Source organism: Mycobacterium sp. AZCC_0083, assembly GCF_014202335.1.
GTDB lineage: Bacteria > Actinomycetota > Actinomycetes > Mycobacteriales > Mycobacteriaceae > Mycobacterium.
This window is the reverse complement of record NZ_JACHGP010000001.1, coordinates 272,737-293,316: the sequence shown is the minus strand read 5'-3', so window position 1 is coordinate 293,316 and position 20,580 is coordinate 272,737. Positions and strand designations below refer to the sequence as shown.

Sequence of the window (20,580 nt, the reverse complement as noted above, 5' to 3'; positions counted from 1 at the left end):
AGCGACCCGGGGATTAACCTAAGTCCATGTTCACCGGCATCGTCGAAGAATTGGGTGAGGTCGTCGGCAAGGAGGACCTGACCGACGCCGCGCGGTTCGCCATCCGCGGTCCGCTGGTCACCACCGACGCAGGACACGGCGACTCCATATCCGTCAACGGGGTGTGTCTGACCGTCGTCGAGGTACTGCCCGACGGCGCGTTCACCGCCGACGTGATGGCCGAGACCCTCAACCGGTCGAGCCTGCGGGGCATCGACGTCGGCAGCCGGGTCAACCTCGAGCGCGCGGCCGCGATCAACAGCAGGCTCGGCGGCCACATCGTGCAGGGCCACGTCGACGGCACGGGCCACGTCGTCGCTCGCACGCCGTCCGAGCACTGGGAGGTGGTGCGGATCGCGCTGCCCGACGCACTGGCCCGCTACGTCGTGGAGAAGGGTTCGATCACCGTCGACGGGGTGTCGTTGACGGTGTCCGGGCTGGGGGACGACTGGTTCGAGGTGTCGTTGATCCCGACCACGCTGTCGCTGACCACGCTGGGCCGCGCCGCGGTGGGCACACCGGTCAATCTCGAGGTCGACGTCATCGCCAAGTACGTCGAGCGGCTGCTCCGTTACGCAGGCACGCCTTCCGAATGAGCTGAATCTGCGAATCCGGCGGGCTACTCGATGCCCGTTGAGCCACCATCGGCCCAGTTCAGGGGTATCGGGCCGAGCGGGCAATAACGGCAGCGTCGGTGTGGTTCATACTGAAGAGCATTGAACGATGGTCCCGGCAGGGACCGGCAAGGGTGGCACTGATGACGAGGCTCGATTCGGTCGAACGGGCGCTGGCCGACATTGCGGCGGGCAAGGCCGTCGTCGTCATCGACGACGAGGACCGCGAGAACGAAGGCGACCTGATCTTCGCGGCAGAGAAGGCGACTCCCGAACTCGTCGCGTTCATGGTCCGCTACACGTCCGGCTATCTCTGTGTGCCTCTCGACGGCGATGTCTGCGACAGGCTCGGACTGTTGCCGATGTACGCGGTCAACCAGGACAAGCACGGCACCGCCTACACGGTGACGGTGGACGCGAGGGTCGGTGTCGGAACCGGCATCTCGGCCTCTGACCGGGCGACCACGATGCGTCTGCTCGCCGACCCGACCGCCACGGCCGAGGAATTCACCAAGCCCGGTCACGTTGTGCCCTTGCGCGCCAAGGATGGTGGCGTTCTGCGCAGGCCAGGGCACACCGAGGCCGCAGTGGATCTGGCCCGGCTGGCCGGTCTCCAGCCCGCAGGCGCGATCTGCGAAATCGTCAGCCAGAAGGACGAAGGCGCGATGGCGCAGACCGACGAATTGCGGGTCTTCGCAGACGAACACGGCCTTGCCCTCATCTCCATCGCCGACCTCATCGAGTGGCGGCGCAAGCACGAGCGACACATCGAGCGCATCGCCGAGGCACGCATTCCGACTCGGCACGGCGAGTTCCGGGCGGTCGGCTACACGAGCATCTACGAGGACGTCGAGCACGTCGCCCTGGTCCGTGGCGACATCTCCGGTCCCGCGAGCGACGGCCACGACGTCCTGGTGCGCGTGCACTCCGAGTGCCTGACCGGTGACGTGTTCGGCTCGCGCCGCTGCGATTGCGGTCCCCAGTTGGACGCCGCGATGGAGATGATCGCGCGCGAAGGCCGTGGTGTGGTGCTCTACATGCGCGGACACGAGGGACGCGGCATCGGTCTGATGCACAAGCTGCAGGCGTATCAGTTGCAGGACGCAGGCGACGACACCGTCGACGCCAACCTCAAGCTGGGCCTGCCCGCGGATGCCCGTGACTACGGCATCGGCGCGCAGATCCTCGTCGACCTGGGCATCCGGTCCATGCGCCTGCTGACCAACAACCCCGCCAAGCGGGTCGGCTTGGACGGCTACGGCCTGCACATCATCGAGCGGGTGCCGCTGCCGGTGCGCGCGAACGCCGAGAACATCCGCTATCTGATGACCAAGCGCGACAAGATGGGCCACGACCTGACCGGTCTCGACGACTACGACGAGTCGGTACCGGCAGACGGCTACGACGACGCCGTCTACCTGCTCGGCGATCGCCTGCCTCCGGCCGCGTCCGATTCCGGCGGGACCCCGTGAGCGGCGGCGCCGGAGTACCGGAGCTGCCACGGGTCGACGCATCCGGTGTGAGCCTGGCCATCGTCGCAAGCACCTGGCACGAGCAGATCTGCAATGCGTTGCTTGACGGTTCGCTGCGCGTCGCGAAGGACAGTGGCATCTCCGAGCCCACCGTGGTGCGGGTGCTCGGCGCCATCGAGATCCCGGTCGTGGCACAGGCTTTGGCGAGGGACCACGACGCAGTGGTGGCGCTCGGCGTGGTGATTCGCGGACAGACACCGCATTTCGACTACGTCTGCGACGCGGTAACCCAGGGGTTGACCAGGGTGTCACTCGACTCCTCGAAACCCGTTGCCAACGGCGTGCTCACGACCAACGACGAGAAGCAGGCCCTCGACCGCGCCGGACTGCCAGGGTCGGCGGAGGACAAGGGCGCTCAGGCCGCCGCGGCAGCGCTGTCCACCGCGCTGACGCTGCGTGACCTGCGCGCCCGTTCGTGACCAGTCCGGACTCCGCCCCTGTGCCGGAAGGTCGCTCCGCAAGCTCCGCTCCGACCTGGGACCTTGAAGTGCGGCCACACCTTACGCCGTACTTCGCCTACGCCGCCGCGTTCGTGATCGCAGCCGCTCACATCGCGGTGGGTTTCCTGCTCAAGGTCGGCACGTCGGGGGTGATCTTCCAGACGTCCGATCAGGTTGCGATCGGGTTGCTCGGGGTGATCATCGGTTGCCTGGTTCTGTTGTTCGCCAGGCCCCGGCTACGCGTCGGCGCACCGGGCATAGCGGTGCGGAACCTGTTGGCCTACAAGCTGATTCCATGGTCAGAGGTCGTCGACGTGTCATTCCCGCTCGGCGCACGCTGGGCGCGGGTCGACCTGCCCGATGACGAGTACACGCCGGCGATGGCGATCCAGGCCGTTGACAAGGACCGGGCCGTGGTGGCGATGGATCGCGTGCGCGAACTAATCGTCCGCTACCGCCCAGACGTCAGCCCACGCTCAACGACATCGTGACTTCGTCGGCGTGGCCGGCGGCCTTGCCGTTGGCGGTGGTCACGCCGAATCCCAAGCGCTCGTACACCGCGCGCGCTGCGGCGTTGTCCTGGCTGACCCGCAACGTCACCATGCGGGCGTGCTGAGCGCGGGCCCAGTCCACGGCGGCAGTCAACAAGACCGCGGCCAGGTCGTGACCGCGGGCGGGCGGTGCCACCCACAGCGAGTACAGGTAGACGGACTCGACGCTCTCGCGCTGCGCGCCGACGAGTCCCACCAGGTGGTCGTCGATCGCCGCAACGAACTGCGCGTGAACACGCAACCGGCGCCGCCACTGAGCTGCGGTGAACGACATCTCCTGCCGGTACTGAGGGTCGTCTGTCCCGAGGGTGTCCGCGAGCGCCCGCAGCCGGAGGTTGGCGAACACCCGCCAATCCGACTCGTTGAGTTGGGCGACCCTGGGGGCACTCATGCGGCGTCGCACGGCTCCGTTCATCGAGTACGGTAGAATTCGCTGTCAGTGACCGATTTTCGCATGTCGACGACGCTGGCCTTGGCGCCCTCGTCGGCACATCGGATACACGAAATCGATACTCCGCTCGTCCCAGTGACGCAAGTCATTGCCTCACTGTGTTCGCAGCCCACCATCACCGTCCCGATGATCGCCGGCGCCGTGCCCGACGCCGACGGCATCTGGCGGTATCTCACCGAGACCGCCGAGTTCTTCGACGTCCCGATGCCGGACAGGGACGCGCTGCACGCCTCACTCGACCGATTCGCAGGCGCCGCCGCGGGACGGGATCGTGCGCTGATCGCGGCCACCGTGACGCTTTTGGAGATCGACGGCAGCCCCGACTTCGTCGTGACGGGCGCCGTGGTGGACCCGATCGGTTCGACCGCCGTGCGCATTGCCGGCTGCGACACCGGACCGCACGTGCCGCGTACGACCGATCCGCTGTGGCTGCGGATGGCGGCCCGCACGACGAGCCGCGCCGCGGTCGACCAGATCCAGCGGTGGTTGAACGACGGCGGTTACGCCGACGGCGTCCCGGCTGGGACGCTCGCTGGCGCTCCGCTGCTCGGTGCGCTGGTCTTCGACACCGCTGCCGGGCTGGTCGGCATCGACAACCCCGAGCCGACCTCCATCCTCGACCTACTCGATCACTGCGGCGTCACCACCGGCGTCCGCAGGGTCGACGCCCGCCCGGCCGGCGCCGACCGCGCATGGTGGATCTCGCCGGGCTTCCAGACGCATCCGGTCGCGAGCATCGCCGATACCGTCTTCGACGTGGACGTCGAGGTGCGCCCACCGTTCCTGGTGTCGCGATGAGTCGCCGATTCGACCCGAAGGTGTTTTCGGTCTTGACGATCGACGGGTACGACGTCACCGACGGCGCGTTCACCGCGCGCTACACGCTGCGCGGCACCGACCCCGCTGACGACGTGTCGTTCACCGAGGCGGTGAACTTCGGCACGGCACTCCAGAAGTCACCGGACGTCCGGCTGCTACGACTGCTCACGTTGACGTGCGTGCCGAGCTACTACAAGGCCGCCGCGCCGCCCAGGATCGAAATCGCCTTTCCGACGTCGGATTTCGAGAGGACCTACCTGCGCGACCTCATCGCCGGTGGACTGGGCGAGTTTGCCTACCGCAACGACCTGCCCGACGCGCTCACCCCCGACATCACCGGTCCTGAGGCCGCGCCGGCGTCCGGTGTCGGGGACGAGGAATGGGACGGCACGCGCGCCCCGCTAGTACCCGTCGGCGGCGGCAAGGACTCGGTGGTGACCATCGAGACCCTCAAACATCACGGCATGCGCCCGATGCTGTTCAGCGTCAACAAGTTCGATCCGATTGACCGGTGCATCGAGGTCAGCGGACTGGACAGCACGCACGTGACAAGGACCGTCGCTCGGCGGCTCATCGAAGCCAACGATGATGGTGCGTACAACGGCCACGTCCCCGTCACGGCGATCAACAGCGTCATCGGACTGATCGTCGCCGACGCCAACGGGCTTGGCCCCGTCGTGCTGTCCAACGAGCGGTCCTCCAACATCGGCAACGTCAGCTGGATGGGCCGCGACATCAACCACCAATGGTCGAAGAGCATCGCCTACGAGACGCTTCTGCGGAACACGCTGTCGCAGTACGGCATGAACCCGGACCGGTACTTCTCACTGCTGCGCGGCCTCTCCGAATCCCAGATCGCCGACCGGTTCCGCAACAGCCCCGAATACTTCCGGGTGTTCATCAGCTGCAACCGGCCGTTCGCGCTCGATGCCGGGCGTCGGGGTGCGACGTGGTGTGGGCACTGTCCCAAGTGCCTATTCGTCTTCGCGCTCATGGGGCCGCGCCTCGGGCGCGCCGAGGTGGAGGCCATCTTCGGCCACAACCTGTTCGCGGACAACGACAATCGACTGGGTTTCTCGGACATCGTCGGGTTGGGTGTGCACAAGCCCTTCGAGTGCGTCGGGGAGTACTACGAAGCCGCCGAGTCCCTGGTGTCGATCGTGGACGACGACGACTGGCGAGGCCTGCCGCTGGTGGAGGAGTTCCGAGCACGGCGCGCCGAACTGGAAGCCGTCGCCGCCACGGCCGACACGAGCCCCGACGTTCACTACGTGCCCGCGCAGTACGCGTCGACCCTGGATGACCGAGATGGCGCCGTCCCAAAGCGCTGAGCTGGCCGGTCATGTCGTCGGCATCTGGGGTTTCGGCCGAGAAGGCGTCTCGATGGCCAGGACCGCAGCGGCCGCAGGCGCGGCGCGCATCGAGGCCGTCGACGACGTGGGTCGGGGCCGCCTCGAGGTGCCTGCCGACATCGCGGGCGTCACGGTGTTTCGCGGTGCGGAACATCTGAATCGCCTGCGCGACTGCGACATCGTGTTCATCAGCCCTGGGGTGCCTTGGCGGCAGCCCGTCTTCGCCGAACTGCGGGCCACGGGCGCGCGCATCTCGAGTGCGGCCGACTGGTTCGTGTCGCGCCACGGCGCGCAGACCATCGGCGTCACGGGCACCAAGGGCAAGAGCACCACGGCGTCGTTCCTCAATCACCTGCTCGGCAGACTCGGCGTCAACGCGGTGGTGGCCGGAAACATCGGCACCCCGCTGTCGGACCTGTCACCGGAGCCCGACGCGATCGTGGTCGCGGAGTTGTCGAGCCAGCAGGCCGCGCTGCTGACCACCTCGCCAGCGGTGGCCGTCGTGACGAATCTCTATGAGGACCACCTGGATTGGCACGGCGGCACCGATTCCTACTACCTCGCCAAGGCCAACGTCTTCCGCAACGGAGCACGGACGTTGGTGTCCACTCCAGACGCAATCGCCGCCTTCCAACGCATCGGCGTCACCACGTTCCCGCCGTCACTGCGGCTCGTCGACCCTGAAACGGTCCGCCGACCTGCGGGCACGTCCCTGATGGCCTACGAACACAACGTCGTCAACGGCGCACTCGCCGTCCTCGCCGCCGAAGAGGTGCTTGGCCGACCGGTCACACCGAACGAGGCCGATGCCGCCTTCGAGACGTTCGTGGGTCTGCCACACCGGCTGCAGACCGTGCGGATCACGGGGCAGACCCGGTGGATCGACGACACGTTGGCGACGACGGGGGAGAGCGTGGTCGCCGCGCTCAAGTCGATGCGGCCCGACGACAACATCGCGCTGATCGTCGGCGGCATGGACCGGCACCTCAACTACGATCAGGTCGACGCGTACCTGTGCAGCGATGCCCGGCGGGTGACGCTCATCCAAGCGCCGACCAACGGCACGGTCATCGGCAGCGGATTCGCCAGAGAACGTCCGTCGGATACGCACGTGGTCGACGGTCTTGACGAGGCAGTCCGGGTGGCCGCGGCGCTGCCCGACGTCGACGTCGTCCTGCTGTCGCCAGGGGCGGCAAGCTACGACCTGTTCGTGAACTACGAGGCGAAGGGCGCTGCGTTCTGCGGCTTCATCGACGGCCTCGGGTGATCCGTCAGCGGCCGGTGTCGCCCATCACCAGACCCTCGCGGCGCGGGTCTGCGCCGCCCACCCACCCGGGGCTGGTCCGCACGATCGCTGACAGTCCGCTGGACTGGTCGGCGAGGTTGACGTCGTGTCCGAGTTTGCGTAGGCCCTGAACGAGCTGGTCGTGGTCACCGTTATCCGAGGTATCGATGTCGGGGTGTTCACCGCCGACGTTGGTCTTCGGCGAGTTCGCGGCCCCGAAGTCGACGGCCGACACTGCCTGCTGCGGATCGAGGCCCCAATCCAGGATCCCCACAACGGTTTTCACCACGAACTGGATGATCACCGAGCCGCCGGGCGAGCCAAGCACCGCGTACAGCGGGCCCCTCGCGCCGGCCTGGCCGGACTCGAACACCAGCGTCGGCGCCATCGAACTGCGGGGCCGCTTGCCCGGCTGGACCCGATTGGCCACCGGCACTCCGTCCGGACCCATTGGCTCGGCAGAGAAGTCGGTGAGCTGGTTGTTGAGGATGAATCCGTCCACCATGTGATACGACCCGAACGCCGACTCCACCGTGGTGGTCAGTGACGCCGCATTGCCCTGCGCGTCGACGACGCTGATCTGGCTGGTGCCGTGCTCGGGGATGGGCGGCGCAGGTGTGGTCGGCAATCCGAAGTCGCCGGGCTTCGCGGTGCCCATGGTGTGCTGCTCGGAGATCAGTGCGGCCCGGCCGGCCAGGTAGTCACTGTTCAGCAGCGAGTTGGGTGAACCGCCGGGCAGCGGAACGAAATCGGTGTCGGCGACGTACTTGTCGCGGTCGGCATACGCCAGCCGCTCGGCCTCCGAGATGAGGTGAACTCCCATCACGGACGGACGGCCGCCGTTGAGGTCGACATCGGCGGGTTTGTGGTCGCCCATGGCAAGGTGCTCGAGAATGCCAAGGGTCGAGGCCACCGCGATACCCCCGGACGACGGTGGCGGCATACCGCAGATCTCCTTGCCGCGGTAGGGAGTACACAACGGCTCGCGCTTCTTGACGGTGTAACCGGACAGGTCCTCGACGGTCATCAAGCTCGGCGTGCGCCCCCCGGACGCATCGGTTGCCGCGGCGACGATGGCGCGGGCGACATCTCCGGTGTACAAGGATTGCGGGTCGGATGCGATGACGCCCAACGTCTTCGAATAGGCGGGGTTGGTTATTCGGGTGCCTGCGGTCTTGGGGCCGCCGTCGGCGTTGAGGAAGTAGGCCGACGCGTTCGCGTCGACGCGCAGTTCAGGTGCGGAATCCGCGATCGCGGCCGCCAGCCTCGGGCTGACGTCGAATCCGTTGTCTGCCAGTGTGACGGCGGGGTCGAACAGCTCGCGCCAGTCCGTCTTGCCGTGCTCGGTGTGCACCTCCTTCAGGAGGGCGAGGATGCCGGGTACCCCGATGGAGCGACCCGATGCCCGCGCGTCGGGCTTGGGTTCGGTGCGGTCCGTGTCGGAGATCCACCGCAGATAGTTCTCGGTGGCCGCCGCGGGTGCCACCTCACGTCCGTCGTAGGCCTGCACGCTGCCGGACGAGGCGTCGTAGTACAGCAGGAACCCGCCACCCCCGATCCCCGACGACTGCGGCTCGACGAGGCCAAGCACCGCCTGCGCGGTGACGAGCGCGTCGGCTGCGGTGCCGCCCTTGCTCAGCACCAGGCAGGCCTCTTGGGTGGCCAGTGGATTGGCGGTGACGACCGCGAAGGTGCTCGTCCGCACAGCCGTCATGTCCTTGCGGTAGCCGGTGGCGACCTCGGGATTGGTGGAGATGTTCTGGGAGGTGGTCGCTGCCGTGGCAGGCGTCGTCGTCTTGGGGGCTGGTGTGCCGTTGGGGACGACGGAGCAAGGACCAGCCACAGTCGATGGTGGGCTTTCGTCGGCACCGCATCCGGCCAGTACCAGGACGACCCCCGCCAGCAGGGCCGTCGCCTTCGTCAGGGGCGGGATCCGCATCACTCGACGGTAGTTCATCGGCATGGTCCGCCGGGTGCAGTCGGCCAGCCGACTTGGGCGCCCGACCTCGGTGTCGAGCGCGCTCGTCGAATCGGGTCGGACCGCGGTACTAACCTGGGACCCGTGCCCGATCCAGCGACGTACCGACCGGCTCCGGGATCCATCCCCGTGCAGCCCGGCGTGTACCGGTTCAGGGATCCGCACGGCAGGGTCATCTACGTCGGCAAGGCCAAGAGCCTGCGCAGCAGGCTGAACTCCTACTTCGCCGACGTCTACGGGCTGGCTCCGCGCACGCGCCAGATGGTGACGACCGCGAGCAGCGTCGAGTGGACGGTGGTCAGCACCGAAGTCGAGGCGCTGCAGCTCGAGTACAACTGGATCAAGGAGTTCGACCCGCGGTTCAACATCCGCTACCGCGACGACAAGTCGTACCCGGTTCTTGCGGTGACGCTCAACGAGGAGTATCCCCGGCTCTTCGTCTATCGCGGGCCACGCCGCAAGGGGGTGCGCTACTTCGGTCCGTACTCGCATGCCTGGGCCATCCGCGAGACCCTCGACCTGCTGACCAGAGTCTTCCCGGCGCGGACCTGCTCAGCAGGGGTGTTCAAGCGGCACAACCAGATTGGCCGTCCCTGCCTGCTCGGCTACATCGACAAGTGCTCGGCCCCGTGCGTCGGCCGGGTCAGCGCCGAGGAGCACAGGGTGATCGTGGAGGACTTCTGCGACTTCCTGGCTGGCAAGACCGACCGGCTGGTCCGGGAGATGGAAAAGCAGATGAACGCCGCGGCCGAGGTGCTCGACTTCGAGCGGGCCGCCCGGTTGCGGGACAACATCGGTGCGCTCAAGCGCGCGCTGGAGAAGCAGACCGTGGTGTTCGGCGACGGCACCGACGCCGACGTGGTGGCGTTCGCCGACGACGACCTCGAAGCGGCCGTGCAGGTGTTCCACGTGCGCGGCGGACGGGTCCGCGGCCAGCGTGGCTGGGTCGTCGACAAGCCAGGTGAGCCAGGTGAATCCGGCCAGGAGCTGCTCGTCGAACAGTTCCTCACGCAGTTCTACGGCGACCAGGCCGAGCTCGGTGGAACGGGCGACGAGGCGACCAATCCGGTGCCGCGACAGGTGCTCGTCCCGGTGCTGCCGAGCAACGCGGAGGAGCTTGAGATCTGGCTGTCCGGCTTGCGTGGATCGCGGGTTCAGTTGCGGATACCGCATCGCGGCGACAAGCGGGCGCTCGGTGAGACGGTGCGCCGCAACGCCCAGGATGCGCTGGCTCAACACAAGCTCAAGCGTGCCGGTGACTTCAACGCGAGATCGGCTGCACTGCAGAGCATTCAGGAGTCCCTGGGTCTTTTGGCAGCGCCGCTGCGCATCGAGTGCGTCGACATCAGCCACGTCCAGGGTACCGACGTGGTGGCCTCTCTGGTGGTGTTCGAGGACGGGTTGCCCCGCAAGTCGGACTACCGGCACTACGCCATTCGCGAGGCCGCGGGCGGCGGCCGTTCCGACGACGTCGCGTCCATCGCCGAGGTGACGCGCAGGCGGTTCTTGCGGCACGTCGCCGACGCGGACCGCCCGCTCGTCGCCGAGGGCCGATCGCGCAAGTTCGCGTACCCGCCGAACCTGTTCGTGGTCGACGGCGGCGCCCCGCAGGTCAACGCCGCGGCGGCGGTGCTCGACGAACTCGGCGTGACCGACGTCGCGGTGATCGGGCTGGCCAAGCGGCTGGAGGAGGTGTGGGTACCATCGCAAAAAGGAGACGCACCCGATCCCATAATTCTGCCGCGCAACAGCGAAGGCCTCTACCTGTTGCAGCGGGTACGCGACGAAGCGCACCGATTCGCGATCACCTACCACCGCAGCAAGCGGTCGAAGCGGATGACGGCGTCGGCGCTCGACTCGGTGCGCGGTCTGGGGGAGCACCGTCGTAAGGCGCTGGTCACCCACTTCGGCTCGCTGGCCCGGCTGAAACAGGCCAGCGTCGAGGAGATCACCTCGGTGCCGGGGATCGGCGTGGCCACGGCGAAGGCAGTACTGGAGGCGCTGGGTGTGCCAGCCGAATCGGGCGCGCCCGAACCGATCATCGACCATGATCGGAGCACAGCATCGGGATGACGGGGTCGGGGATGACACACAGCGAGAAGCCGGAGGCGGATCGCGAATGACCGAGGAATTGCGGGACGGCGTAGAAGACCCAGTGGCGGATGACACCGCAGGAGGCATCGACGTCGTCCTGGTCACCGGGCTGTCCGGTGCGGGTCGCGGGACGGCCGCCAAGGTGCTCGAGGACATCGGCTGGTACGTCGCGGACAACTTACCGCCCGAGCTGATCGCCCGGATGGTCGAGCTGGGGTTGGCCGCTGGTTCCCGAATCACGCAGTTGGCCGTGGTGATGGACGTCCGATCGCGCGGATTCACCGGCGACCTGGAGTGGGTGCGCAACGAACTGGCCACCCGCGGGATCACGCCACGGGTGCTCTTCCTCGAGGCCTCCGACGAGATCTTGGTGCGCCGCTACGAGCAGAACCGGCGCAGCCATCCGCTGCAGGGCAATCAGACTCTCGCCGAAGGCATTAGCGCCGAACGGCAGCTGCTGGCGGCGGTGCGCGCGACCGCCGATCTGGTGATCGACACGTCGGCACTGTCGGTACCCGCGTTGCGGGCGAGCATCGAACGGGCCTTCGGTGGCGAGACCGTCGCGGACACCAGCGTCACCGTCGAGTCGTTCGGCTACAAGTACGGGCTGCCGATGGACGCCGACACCGTGATGGACGTACGGTTCCTGCCCAACCCGCACTGGGTCGACGAACTGCGGCTCCACACGGGCCAGCACCCCGCGGTGCGCGACTACGTCCTGGGCCAACCGGGCGCGCAGGAGTTCCTCGACACCTACCATCGGCTGCTGGACGTCGTCATCGACGGTTACCGCCGGGAGGGAAAGCGTTACATGACCGTCGCGATCGGCTGCACGGGCGGCAAGCATCGCAGTGTGGCCATGGCCGAGGCGCTGGCCGGGCTTCTCGAGGGTGGAGATCAGTTGACGGTGCGCGTGCTGCACCGGGATCTGGGGCGCGAATGAGCGCCCGCATCGTTGCGCTCGGCGGCGGCCACGGGCTGTACGCGACGCTGTCCGCTGCGCGGCGGCTCACCCCACACGTGACGGCCGTGGTGACGGTCTCCGACGACGGTGGCTCTTCTGGCCGGCTGCGCAACGAGCTCGACGTGGTCCCACCGGGCGATCTGCGAATGGCGTTGGCGGCGTTGGCCTCTGACAGTCCGCACGGTCAGATGTGGGGGACCATCATCCAGCACCGGTTCGGTGGCAGCGGGGCACTTGCCGGCCACCCGATCGGCAACCTGTTGCTCGCCGGACTCAACGAGGTACTCGCCGATCCCGTCGCAGCGCTCGACGAGTTGGGCCGGATCCTTGACCTCAAGGGCCGGGTGCTGCCGATGTGTCCGATCGCGCTTCAGATCGAGGCCGACGTCGGTGGTCTGGAATCCGATCCGCGCATGAGCCGCGTCATCCGCGGCCAGGTCGCACTCGCCACCACGGTGGGCAAGGTGCGGCGGGTGCGGCTGCTGCCGAGCAACCCGCCTGCCACGCGGCAGGCCATCGACGCGATCATGGCGGCCGATCTGGTGGTGCTCGGACCAGGGTCGTGGTTCACCAGTGTGATACCTCACGTCCTGGTTCCGCAGCTGGCGGAGGCGTTGCAGGCGACGCAGGCTCGGCGCGCACTGGTGCTGAATCTGGTGGGCGAGCCTGGCGAGACCGCAGGGTTCTCCGCCGAACGCCACATCCACGTCTTGGCCCAGCACGCACCCGGATTCACCGTGCACGACATCGTCGTCGATGCGGCGGGGGCGCCTGGCGAGCGCGAACGTGAACAGCTCAGGCGCACTGCGGCGATCCTCAATGCCGAAGTCGAGTTTGCTGACGTGTCTCGACCTGGTACACCATTACATGACCCGGCGAGATTGGCGGCTGCCTTGGAGCGCGTACGCCTACGTGGCAGCGCACCCGTGCCGCCGACGGTTCCCACCGCCGCCGTGAGGTCGGTCGACGAGAGGTGACGTTTTCGTGGCTATGACAGCCGAGGTCAAGGACGAGCTGAGCCGGTTGGTGATCAACTCGGTGAGTGCGCGTCGTGCTGAGGTGGCGTCCTTGCTGCGCTTCGCAGGCGGTCTGCACATCGTGGCGGGCCGCGTCGTGGTCGAGGCAGAGGTCGATCTCGGCATCATCGCGCGGCGGTTGCGCAAGGACATCCACGACCTCTACGGCTACAACGCCGTCGTGCACGTGTTGTCGGCAAGCGGCATCCGCAAGAGCACCCGGTACCTGGTGCGCGTCGCGCAGGACGGCGAGTCGCTCGCGCGGCAGACCGGGCTGCTCGATCTGCGCGGTCGCCCGGTGCGCGGATTGCCAGCGCAAGTGGTCGGCGGCAGCGTCGGCGATGCCGAAGCAGCTTGGCGGGGAGCGTTTTTGGCCCACGGCTCGTTGACCGAGCCCGGTCGATCGTCGGCGCTCGAGGTCAGTTGCCCTGGCCCGGAGGCGGCGCTCGCGCTCGTCGGCGCTGCGCGGCGGCTGGGTGTCAGCGCCAAGGCTCGCGAGGTGCGGGGGAGCGACCGTGTGGTGGTGCGCGACGGCGAGGCCATCGGCGCACTGCTGACCAGGATGGGCGCGCAGGACACCCGGTTGACGTGGGAAGAGCGGCGGATGCGCCGCGAGGTTCGGGCCACCGCCAACCGGCTGGCCAACTTCGACGACGCGAACCTGCGCCGTTCGGCGAGGGCGGCGGTGGCCGCGGCGGCCAGGGTTGAGCGCGCGCTGTTCATCCTCGGCGACACGGTGCCCGATCACCTCTCCGCGGCGGGCCGGCTGCGGGTCGAGCACCGGCAGGCATCCCTGGAGGAGTTGGGCCGCCTCGCCGAGCCACCGATGACGAAAGACGCCGTGGCAGGCCGTATTCGGCGTCTCCTGTCGATGGCTGACCGCAAGGCCAAGCAGGACGGGATCCCCGATACCGAGTCGGCGGTCACGCCGGACCTGCTCGAGGACGCCTAGTTCGTTCGTCAGGCCGCGACGGTGCTGTGAGCCTGTAGCGGATTGGCTGCCGGGTTGCTCGCCAGCGCGTCGAGCACCGTCGACCACACCTGTGGACTCAAGAAGATGTTCGCGTGGCCGAGGACCAGTCCCGGGTAGAGGTCCTGAAGCACGATGTTCGTGACGTTCGGACCGTTGAGGGCCTGCTGCGTGTAGGGGGTGACGACCTCGTCGTTGACGGACGCGATCGTGGTGTACAGGACACCTGGGCGGGTATCGCCGTTGCCATAGACCTCTTGCTGGAAGGGCGAACCCAGCGCCTGTTGGTAGAGGGCAGGCCCGAGCACATTGGCGATACCGGCGAACAACGACCCCAGGATCGGCAGCGACAGTAGCCCGCCAAGGCCATCGACGTCGGTACCGTGATTACTCGGAGAAATCCCGATGAGCTGCGACACCTTGTCCGCACCGCCCATGTTGTTGATGTAGTTGACGGCCAGGATCCCGCCGCCTTGAGAGTGCCCGACCAGGATGACCTTCGGGGCACCCGTTTCGTCGAGCACTCTCTGCACCTCGGCGGCGAGCTCCACGCTGGACTGGTCGTTGATGTCGCCGACGGCCTGGATCGGGAAGTTCGGGTTCCCCGTGGTGTTGCCGTAGTTGAACGTGTAGACCTTGTATCCCGCATTGGCCAGGACCGGTGCTCCGACGGACCAGTTGGTGCCCTGGGTGGCTAGGGTGCCGTTGAGCAGGATGATCGGTAGTGGATGTCCCGCGGTCACGCTGATGTCGTCGTCATTGGCACCGGCGGGCGGCTTGGTCGGATTGAAGAACGCCAGTCCATCGAGAATGCCGTAGTTGACGGTGAACTGGCCCGTGGTGGGTTCGAACATCGGCGCCCCGATGATCGACCGGCCGACGGCCGCCGCGACGTTGGCCACCGTGGTGGCCAGCATGTAGGGCACGCCTAGGAAGCTGTCGGGTCCGAAGGCTTGCGCCACGGCGGTTGCGGCGGTGTGCACGACCGACACCATGATCGTTCCGGCGTCCGCGACCAACCCGGTGAGCTGCTGGACGAGCTGTGGCGGATTGAACGAAATCGGATTGACCGGAGCAGGATCGGGCGGCGCGATGGCTGCTGCGACGGCGCTGGCAGGGTCGGGTTCGACCTGGGGCCTGAGGCTGCGCACGTTGGATTCGACGGTCGCGGTCGGCCGTGGCTCGGCGCTGGCTGGCGCGGCCACACTGGCCGGCTGGCTGGGCCGCCTCGAGTCGTGTGAGACGTTGGTAGGCAGGGTCTTTGCCGGCTCGGCGTCGACTCCGGGCGAATCGGTTGTGGCTGAGCCTTCTTCGGGGACCACGAGCGGTGGGGTCTCGGGTGTCGGCGGGGTCTCGGAGGCCGTGGTGCCGACCGGGGTGTTCTGCGGTGGGCTGATCGTGTCGGCGTGTGTCGTGTCAGTCGCCGTCGCGGCGGTAGTGGGTTCGGTGGTTGCCGTGGGCTTCGGGGTCTTGGTCTTCGGGGTCGTGATCGACGTGTCGCCGGTGCTAGGCGGATCGGATTCATCGGGCTTGGCTGGGTCAACTTTCGCCGGTTTCTCCACATCGGCGGGTGGCGCCGGGTGTGACGTCGCATTCGTTCCGGAGCTACCCGAGCCCGATTTCTGCGGGCCTGACTGTTGGGAAGTCGCACCCGTCGTACCGGACTCGCCACCAGAAGCGGACGGATCGTCGTCGGCACGGGCAACGCCACCGGCCATCGCGATGACGGTGTAGACGGCCAGCAAGAAGGCGGCGAGTGTGAGCCTCAGCCACACCTGCAACGCCGATGTGCGGCTCGCGAACGGGCACACGGGACTGTTGGACAATTGGGGCCTCCCACTTCAGCCGGACCATATCGGCTCGATCGGTCGAGGGGTCTGCGTTTTCGCCGATTTGGTGCGCCGACGCCGCAGTTATCCACAGTCGCGTTTTCATCCACAGGTTGGGCTTTGGTGCCTGTTGTTCGAACGTATGTGCGATTAGCGTGCAGGTGTGTCCGTTGATCGTCCGTTCCTCGCCGCCGAGGTGGCCCGCGCCCGAGTTGGCGCTGACCTCGACGTGATCGACGCGGCCTTGACTCGGCTGCGGGAGACGTCAACCGACATGGTGGGCAACGCCTTTCGCGTCGAGATGACCGACAGGCTGGAGACCCAGCTGCGGGTCACCGGCGGCTTGTCCTACCGGATGTTCGCCGAGCTGGCCGACCCACCCGACGGCGAGGACCGACCCGTCACACGTCCGGGGGTGAAACTGCGCGACGTGCTGGCCCGCCGGTTGCGCATCGTGCCCGCCGAAGTCGGGCGCCGGTTCAAGGTCGCGGCCCGCATCACTGCGCGCCGCTCCCTGACCGGGACACCGCTGCCACCAGAACTTCCGGCGCTCGCCGACGCGGTCGAGGCGGGCGCGGTGGGTGAGGGCCACATCAAGGAGGTGTGCGATGCGATCGACGCGCTGCCCGCCGCGGCCGCCCAGCACAAGGACCGCGCCGAACGCACCCTGGTGCGCCACGCCCGTAAGCAGGATGCGGCGTTCGTCGCGACGGTCGGGCGCCGCCTGGCCGACACCCTGAACCCGGACGGGCTGTTCGATGACCGTGACCGGATGAACCGCCGCTCGATGACGTTGGACCGGCAGGGCCCGGACGGGTTGAGTCGACTGTCGGGCTGGATCACCCCAGAAGGCCGGGCCTATGTCGAAGCAGTGCAGGCCGCGGTGCGGCCCGGCCACCACCTGCCCGGTGCCGAACAGACCGTGGTCGACGCGGTCACCGACACGCGCACCCGTCCGCAGCGCCTGCACGACGCGGTCGTGTGGGGCCTGCGCACGGCCACAGAATCGGGAAACCTGGGTGCTCATCGCGGCGTCCCGGTCACTGTCATCGCGACCGTGACGGTGGATCAGATGGAGCAGGCCGCCCGCGCGATGGCCGATCCGGACGTGCCGATGCCCGCGCCGGCGCGCACCGGTGGTGGGTCGTCGCTGCCCATGCGGGATCTGATCCGGATGGCCGGCAACGGCTTTCACTACCTGACGGTGTTCGATGGGCATTCCGAGCGGCCGATCTATCTGGGGCGCAGCACCCGCATCGCCACCGCCGACCAACGCATCGTCTGCCACGCCCGCGACAAGGGCTGCACCCGGCCTGACTGCACCGCGGGTGGTTATGACTGCGAAGTGCACCACACCCCGGACTGGTATCCCGACGGCGCCACCGACGCCGACACGCTGCACTTCGCCTGCCCGCCCGACCACAAACTCCTCAGCGACGGGCACGCCAGCACCACCGTCACCCCCGAGGGCCGACTCGCCTGGACCATCGGCGACGACCCACCCGAGATCAACCACATCCACCACGACCACGAACTTCTCGACGACGACGTTGGAGACGGCGAAGAGGCCTAGGTTGGGCACGTGGCGACCTTGCGAGTGGGCGTTGCGTACCCCGACCCGCCGTTCAACGGCGTCGGTGACGGCGGCCTCGACATCGACGTCATCCACGCGATCGCCGTGGCGATGGGGAGGACGGTCGAGCTCGTCGCCTACGACGGCTCCGACTTCAACGGCATCTTCGACGAACTCGCCGCAGGCCTATACGACTGCGTCATCGCCGGAACCACGGTGACGCCGGAGCGGCAGCACAAGGCCGCCTTCGCGCCGCCCTATCTGATCTCCGGCCAGTCGCTCGCCATCGATACCGAGCGATGGCCGAGAGTGAGGTCGATCGACGACCTGGCCGGGCTGACCATCGGTGTCCAGCAGGGCAACACCAGCCAACCCATCGCCGAACACCTGGTGGCCGAGGGCAAGGCAAAGGCGGTCCGGGTCTACGACTACGACAGCATCCGCACCGCGCTGACAGACCTGACCACCGGCGGCTGCGATGCATTCATGAAGCTGGCACCGGTGCTCACCGAACTCGTCACGCCCTTCGCCGGTGTCGAGGTGGTGCAACGGAATATCTCCAGGGAGGACATCGCGATCGCGGTGGCCCTCGATGACCACGCGACGCTGCAGCGAATCGCGGCCGCGCAAGCCGAACTCGAGGACGACGGCACGCTGCAGGGAATCCGGCGCAGGTGGCTCGGCAACCCCTACATCGACCAGAGCCTGGCCGCGCACTGACCGGCCGTCGCGCAGCGGTCGCCGCACCACTAGGCTGGTTGCGGGCAATTCTCAGTAGACCGGGTAGTTCGCAACAGAACAGGGAGTGACGATCGTGACGGTTCGGGTAGGCGTTAACGGCTTCGGCCGAATCGGGCGCAACTTCTTCAGGGCGCTGGACGCCCAGAAGGCGCTCGGCAACAACACCGACATCGAGATCGTGGCGGTCAACGACCTCACGGACAACGCCACGCTGGCGCACCTGCTGAAATTCGACTCGATCCTCGGCAGGCTGCCCTACGACGTCAGCCTGGAGGGCGACGACACCATCGTCGTCGGCTCCACCAAGATCAAGGCGCTCGAGGTCAAGGCCGGTCCGTCGGAATTGCCGTGGGGCGATCTGGGCGTCGACGTGGTCGTCGAGTCCACCGGCATCTTCACCAACGCCGCCAAGGCCAAGGGCCACCTGGACGCGGGCGCCAAGAAGGTCATCATCTCCGCGCCTGCCACCGATCCGGACATCACCATCGTCATCGGCGTCAACGACGACAAGTACGACGGCAGCCAGAACATCATCTCCAACGCGTCGTGCACCACGAACTGCCTCGGCCCGCTGGCCAAGGTCCTCAACGACGAGTTCGGCATCGTCAAGGGCCTGATGACGACCATCCACGCCTACACGCAGGACCAGAATCTGCAGGACGGCCCGCACAGCGACCTGCGCCGCGCTCGCGCGGCCGCGCTGAACATCGTGCCCACCTCGACCGGTGCCGCCAAGGCCATCGGCCTGGTGCTGCCCGAGCTCAAGGGCAAGCTGGACGGCTACGCGCTGCGGGTGCCGATCCCCACGGGATCGTGCACCGACCTGACCGTGGAGCTGGCCAAGTCCGGCACCGCCGACGAGATCAACGCCGCGTTCAAGGCGGCCGCCGAGGGCACGCTCAAGGGCATCCTCAAGTACTACGACGCGCCGATCGTGTCGAGCGACATCGTCACCGATCCGCACAGCTCGATCTTCGACTCCGGCCTGACCAAGGTGATCGACAACCAGGCCAAGGTCGTGTCGTGGTACGACAACGAGTGGGGCTACTCCAACCGCCTCGTCGATCTGGTCGCGCTGGTCGGTAAGTCGCTCTGACCGTGGCGGTTTCGACACTCGAGGACCTGCTCGCAGCTGGCGTCGAGGGTCGGGGAGTGCTGGTGCGCTCCGACCTCAACGTCCCACTGGACGAAGACGGCAACATCACCGATCCCGGCCGGATCATCGCCTCGGCACCCACGCTGAAGGCGCTGGCCGACGCCGGGGCCAAGGTCGTCGTCACCGCCCACCTCGGCAGGCCAAAGGGTGGGCCGGAGCCGAAGTACTCGCTGGCGCCCGTCGCGGCCGCCCTCGGCGAGCAAGTCGGCAGGCACGTCCAGCTGGCTGGTGACGTGGTCGGCACGGACGCGCTGGCCCGCGCCGAGGGACTCACCGACGGTGACGTGCTGCTGCTGGAGAACATCCGCTTCGACCCGCGGGAGACCAGCAAGGACGACGCCGAACGGCTGGCGCTGGCCAAACAACTGGTCGAGCTCGTCGGTGACGACGGTGCGTTCGTCTCGGACGGTTTCGGGGTGGTGCACCGCAAGCAGGCGTCGGTGTATGACGTCGCCACGCTGCTGCCGCACTACGCGGGCACCCTGGTGGCCACCGAAGTGAAGGTGCTCGAGCAGCTCACCAGCTCGACCAAGCGGCCCTACGCCGTGGTACTCGGCGGGTCCAAGGTGTCCGACAAGCTTGCGGTCATCGAGAACCTCGCCACCAAGGCCGACAGCATCGTCATCGGCGGCGGTATGTGCTACACCTTCCTTGCCGCGCAAGGACTTTCGGTGGGCACCTCGCTTTGTCAGCCGGAGATGATCGACACCTGCAAGAAGCTTCTCGAGGACTACGGCGATGTCATCCACCTACCGGTGGACATCGTCGTCACGGCGGAGTTCGCCGCGGACTCGCCGCCCGAGACCGTGGCGGCGGACAAGATTCCCGAGGACAAGATGGGCCTGGACGTCGGCCCGGAGTCGGTCAAGCGGTTCGCCGCGCTGCTCTCGAACGCGAAGACCGTGTTCTGGAACGGCCCCATGGGCGTATTCGAGTTCCCGGCGTTCGCGGCGGGCACCAAGGGTGTCGCCGAGGCGATCATCGGGGCGACCGCCAAGGGCGCCTTCAGCGTCGTCGGCGGTGGCGATTCCGCAGCTGCGGTGCGCCAGCTCGGACTGCCCGAGGACGGCTTCTCACACATTTCGACCGGCGGCGGGGCTTCGCTGGAATACCTTGAGGGCAAGACGCTGCCGGGCTTGGAAGTTCTCGAAGCCGTGCTCGAGCAGTCCTGATCGC

The 20,580-nt window shown here is 67.6% G+C and carries 18 protein-coding genes; 15 read left to right on the top strand and 3 right to left on the bottom strand.

The window, feature by feature from the left end; translation table 11 throughout:
* Positions 1-26 precede the first annotated feature (26 nt).
* The 4 genes from HNP02_RS01355 (at position 27) to HNP02_RS01340 (ending at position 3,116) form a co-directional block, all read left to right on the top strand.
* A complete protein-coding gene (locus tag HNP02_RS01355) occupies positions 27-635 on the top strand; it encodes a riboflavin synthase (RefSeq protein ID WP_184433421.1) in 609 nt (202 codons plus the stop codon).
* Positions 636-796: 161 nt separating this feature from the next.
* Positions 797-2,125, top strand: coding sequence for a bifunctional 3,4-dihydroxy-2-butanone-4-phosphate synthase/GTP cyclohydrolase II (locus HNP02_RS01350; protein WP_184433418.1), 1,329 nt, complete (start codon positions 797-799; stop codon positions 2,123-2,125).
* Positions 2,122-2,604 carry a 6,7-dimethyl-8-ribityllumazine synthase gene (ribH, locus tag HNP02_RS01345; RefSeq protein ID WP_184433415.1) on the top strand — a complete coding sequence of 161 codons (483 nt, stop codon included), beginning with the start codon at positions 2,122-2,124 and terminating at the stop codon, positions 2,602-2,604. Before HNP02_RS01350 ends, ribH begins: the two co-directional genes overlap by 4 nt.
* A 68-nt stretch (positions 2,605-2,672) precedes the next feature.
* The gene (locus tag HNP02_RS01340) at positions 2,673-3,116 is read left to right on the top strand and encodes a PH domain-containing protein (protein ID WP_309241360.1); all 444 of its coding nucleotides are present in this window, start codon (positions 2,673-2,675) and stop codon (positions 3,114-3,116) included.
* Here HNP02_RS01340 and HNP02_RS01335 read toward each other — a convergent pair.
* Positions 3,091-3,567 carry a GNAT family N-acetyltransferase gene (locus tag HNP02_RS01335; protein WP_184433412.1) on the bottom strand — a complete coding sequence of 159 codons (477 nt, stop codon included), beginning with the start codon at positions 3,565-3,567 and terminating at the stop codon, positions 3,091-3,093. The genes HNP02_RS01340 and HNP02_RS01335 overlap by 26 nt on opposite strands.
* Before the next feature lie 135 nt (positions 3,568-3,702).
* Between HNP02_RS01335 and HNP02_RS01330 the strand changes: the two genes are divergently transcribed.
* Genes HNP02_RS01330 through murD form a run of 3 tightly spaced genes read left to right on the top strand, consistent with a single transcriptional unit; the run spans position 3,703 to position 7,065 of the window.
* Positions 3,703-4,425 carry a hypothetical protein gene (locus HNP02_RS01330; protein ID WP_184433409.1) on the top strand — a complete coding sequence of 241 codons (723 nt, stop codon included), beginning with the start codon at positions 3,703-3,705 and terminating at the stop codon, positions 4,423-4,425.
* Positions 4,422-5,777 carry a hypothetical protein gene (locus tag HNP02_RS01325; RefSeq protein ID WP_184433406.1) on the top strand — a complete coding sequence of 452 codons (1,356 nt, stop codon included), beginning with the start codon at positions 4,422-4,424 and terminating at the stop codon, positions 5,775-5,777. Before HNP02_RS01330 ends, HNP02_RS01325 begins: the two co-directional genes overlap by 4 nt.
* Positions 5,746-7,065: a UDP-N-acetylmuramoyl-L-alanine--D-glutamate ligase gene (murD, locus tag HNP02_RS01320; RefSeq protein ID WP_255506093.1), complete on the top strand. Its 1,320-nt coding sequence runs from the start codon at positions 5,746-5,748 to the stop codon at positions 7,063-7,065. Before HNP02_RS01325 ends, murD begins: the two co-directional genes overlap by 32 nt.
* A gap of 4 nt (positions 7,066-7,069) precedes the next feature.
* On the opposite strand, the gene HNP02_RS01315 is transcribed toward murD, so the two are convergent.
* Positions 7,070-9,022, bottom strand: coding sequence for a gamma-glutamyltransferase family protein (locus HNP02_RS01315; RefSeq protein ID WP_255506092.1), 1,953 nt, complete (start codon positions 9,020-9,022; stop codon positions 7,070-7,072).
* Between the two features lie 123 nt (positions 9,023-9,145).
* Here HNP02_RS01315 and uvrC point away from each other — a divergent pair, with 123 nt between their 5' ends.
* From uvrC to whiA, 4 genes are read left to right on the top strand one after another with little or no spacing between them, the layout of a single operon-like run.
* Positions 9,146-11,134, top strand: coding sequence for an excinuclease ABC subunit UvrC (gene uvrC, locus HNP02_RS01310; RefSeq protein WP_184433400.1), 1,989 nt, complete (start codon positions 9,146-9,148; stop codon positions 11,132-11,134).
* A 46-nt stretch (positions 11,135-11,180) separates the two neighbouring features.
* Positions 11,181-12,098, top strand: a complete 918-nt coding sequence (rapZ, locus tag HNP02_RS01305; protein ID WP_184433397.1) for an RNase adapter RapZ — start codon at positions 11,181-11,183, stop codon at positions 12,096-12,098.
* A complete protein-coding gene (yvcK, locus tag HNP02_RS01300; RefSeq protein ID WP_184433394.1) occupies positions 12,095-13,096 on the top strand; it encodes a uridine diphosphate-N-acetylglucosamine-binding protein YvcK in 1,002 nt (333 codons plus the stop codon). The genes rapZ and yvcK overlap by 4 nt, the downstream gene beginning before the upstream one ends.
* 13 nt (positions 13,097-13,109) lie before the next feature.
* Positions 13,110-14,087 (top strand): DNA-binding protein WhiA, encoded by a 978-nt coding sequence (gene whiA, locus HNP02_RS01295; protein WP_149371503.1) that lies wholly within the window; start codon positions 13,110-13,112, stop codon positions 14,085-14,087.
* Between the two features lie 8 nt (positions 14,088-14,095).
* Here the strand turns inward: whiA and HNP02_RS01290 are convergent, their stop codons facing one another.
* Entirely contained in the window at positions 14,096-15,931 is a 1,836-nt protein-coding gene (locus tag HNP02_RS01290; RefSeq protein ID WP_255506091.1) for a triacylglycerol lipase, read from the bottom strand.
* A 166-nt stretch (positions 15,932-16,097) separates the two neighbouring features.
* Here HNP02_RS01290 and HNP02_RS01285 point away from each other — a divergent pair, with 166 nt between their 5' ends.
* The 4 genes from HNP02_RS01285 to HNP02_RS01270 all read left to right on the top strand — a co-directional run bounded on the left by HNP02_RS01285 (position 16,098) and on the right by HNP02_RS01270 (position 20,576).
* Positions 16,098-17,507, top strand: a complete 1,410-nt coding sequence (locus tag HNP02_RS01285; RefSeq protein ID WP_184433391.1) for a DUF222 domain-containing protein — start codon at positions 16,098-16,100, stop codon at positions 17,505-17,507.
* Positions 17,508-17,516: 9 nt separating this feature from the next.
* Positions 17,517-18,227, top strand: a complete 711-nt coding sequence (locus tag HNP02_RS01280; RefSeq protein ID WP_184433388.1) for an ABC transporter substrate-binding protein — start codon at positions 17,517-17,519, stop codon at positions 18,225-18,227.
* A 94-nt stretch (positions 18,228-18,321) separates the two neighbouring features.
* Positions 18,322-19,344, top strand: a complete 1,023-nt coding sequence (gene gap, locus HNP02_RS01275) for a type I glyceraldehyde-3-phosphate dehydrogenase (protein ID WP_184433385.1) — start codon at positions 18,322-18,324, stop codon at positions 19,342-19,344.
* Positions 19,345-19,346: 2 nt separating this feature from the next.
* Positions 19,347-20,576, top strand: a complete 1,230-nt coding sequence (locus HNP02_RS01270) for a phosphoglycerate kinase (protein ID WP_184433369.1) — start codon at positions 19,347-19,349, stop codon at positions 20,574-20,576.
* Positions 20,577-20,580 lie beyond the last annotated feature (4 nt).

Bases quoted from the DNA above. Each gene is read 5' to 3' on its own strand.
- HNP02_RS01355 (WP_184433421.1), top strand. From the start codon at position 27: ATGTTCACCGGCATCGTCGAAGAATTGGGTGAGGTCGTCGGCAAGGAG.
- HNP02_RS01350 (WP_184433418.1), top strand. From the start codon at position 797: ATGACGAGGCTCGATTCGGTCGAACGGGCGCTGGCCGACATTGCGGCG.
- HNP02_RS01335 (WP_184433412.1), bottom strand. From the start codon at position 3,567: ATGAGTGCCCCCAGGGTCGCCCAACTCAACGAGTCGGATTGGCGGGTG.
- HNP02_RS01325 (WP_184433406.1), top strand. From the start codon at position 4,422: ATGAGTCGCCGATTCGACCCGAAGGTGTTTTCGGTCTTGACGATCGAC.
- murD (WP_255506093.1), top strand. From the start codon at position 5,746: ATGACCGAGATGGCGCCGTCCCAAAGCGCTGAGCTGGCCGGTCATGTC.
- HNP02_RS01315 (WP_255506092.1), bottom strand. From the start codon at position 9,022: ATGCGGATCCCGCCCCTGACGAAGGCGACGGCCCTGCTGGCGGGGGTC.
- rapZ (WP_184433397.1), top strand. From the start codon at position 11,181: ATGACCGAGGAATTGCGGGACGGCGTAGAAGACCCAGTGGCGGATGAC.
- yvcK (WP_184433394.1), top strand. From the start codon at position 12,095: ATGAGCGCCCGCATCGTTGCGCTCGGCGGCGGCCACGGGCTGTACGCG.
- whiA (WP_149371503.1), top strand. From the start codon at position 13,110: ATGACAGCCGAGGTCAAGGACGAGCTGAGCCGGTTGGTGATCAACTCG.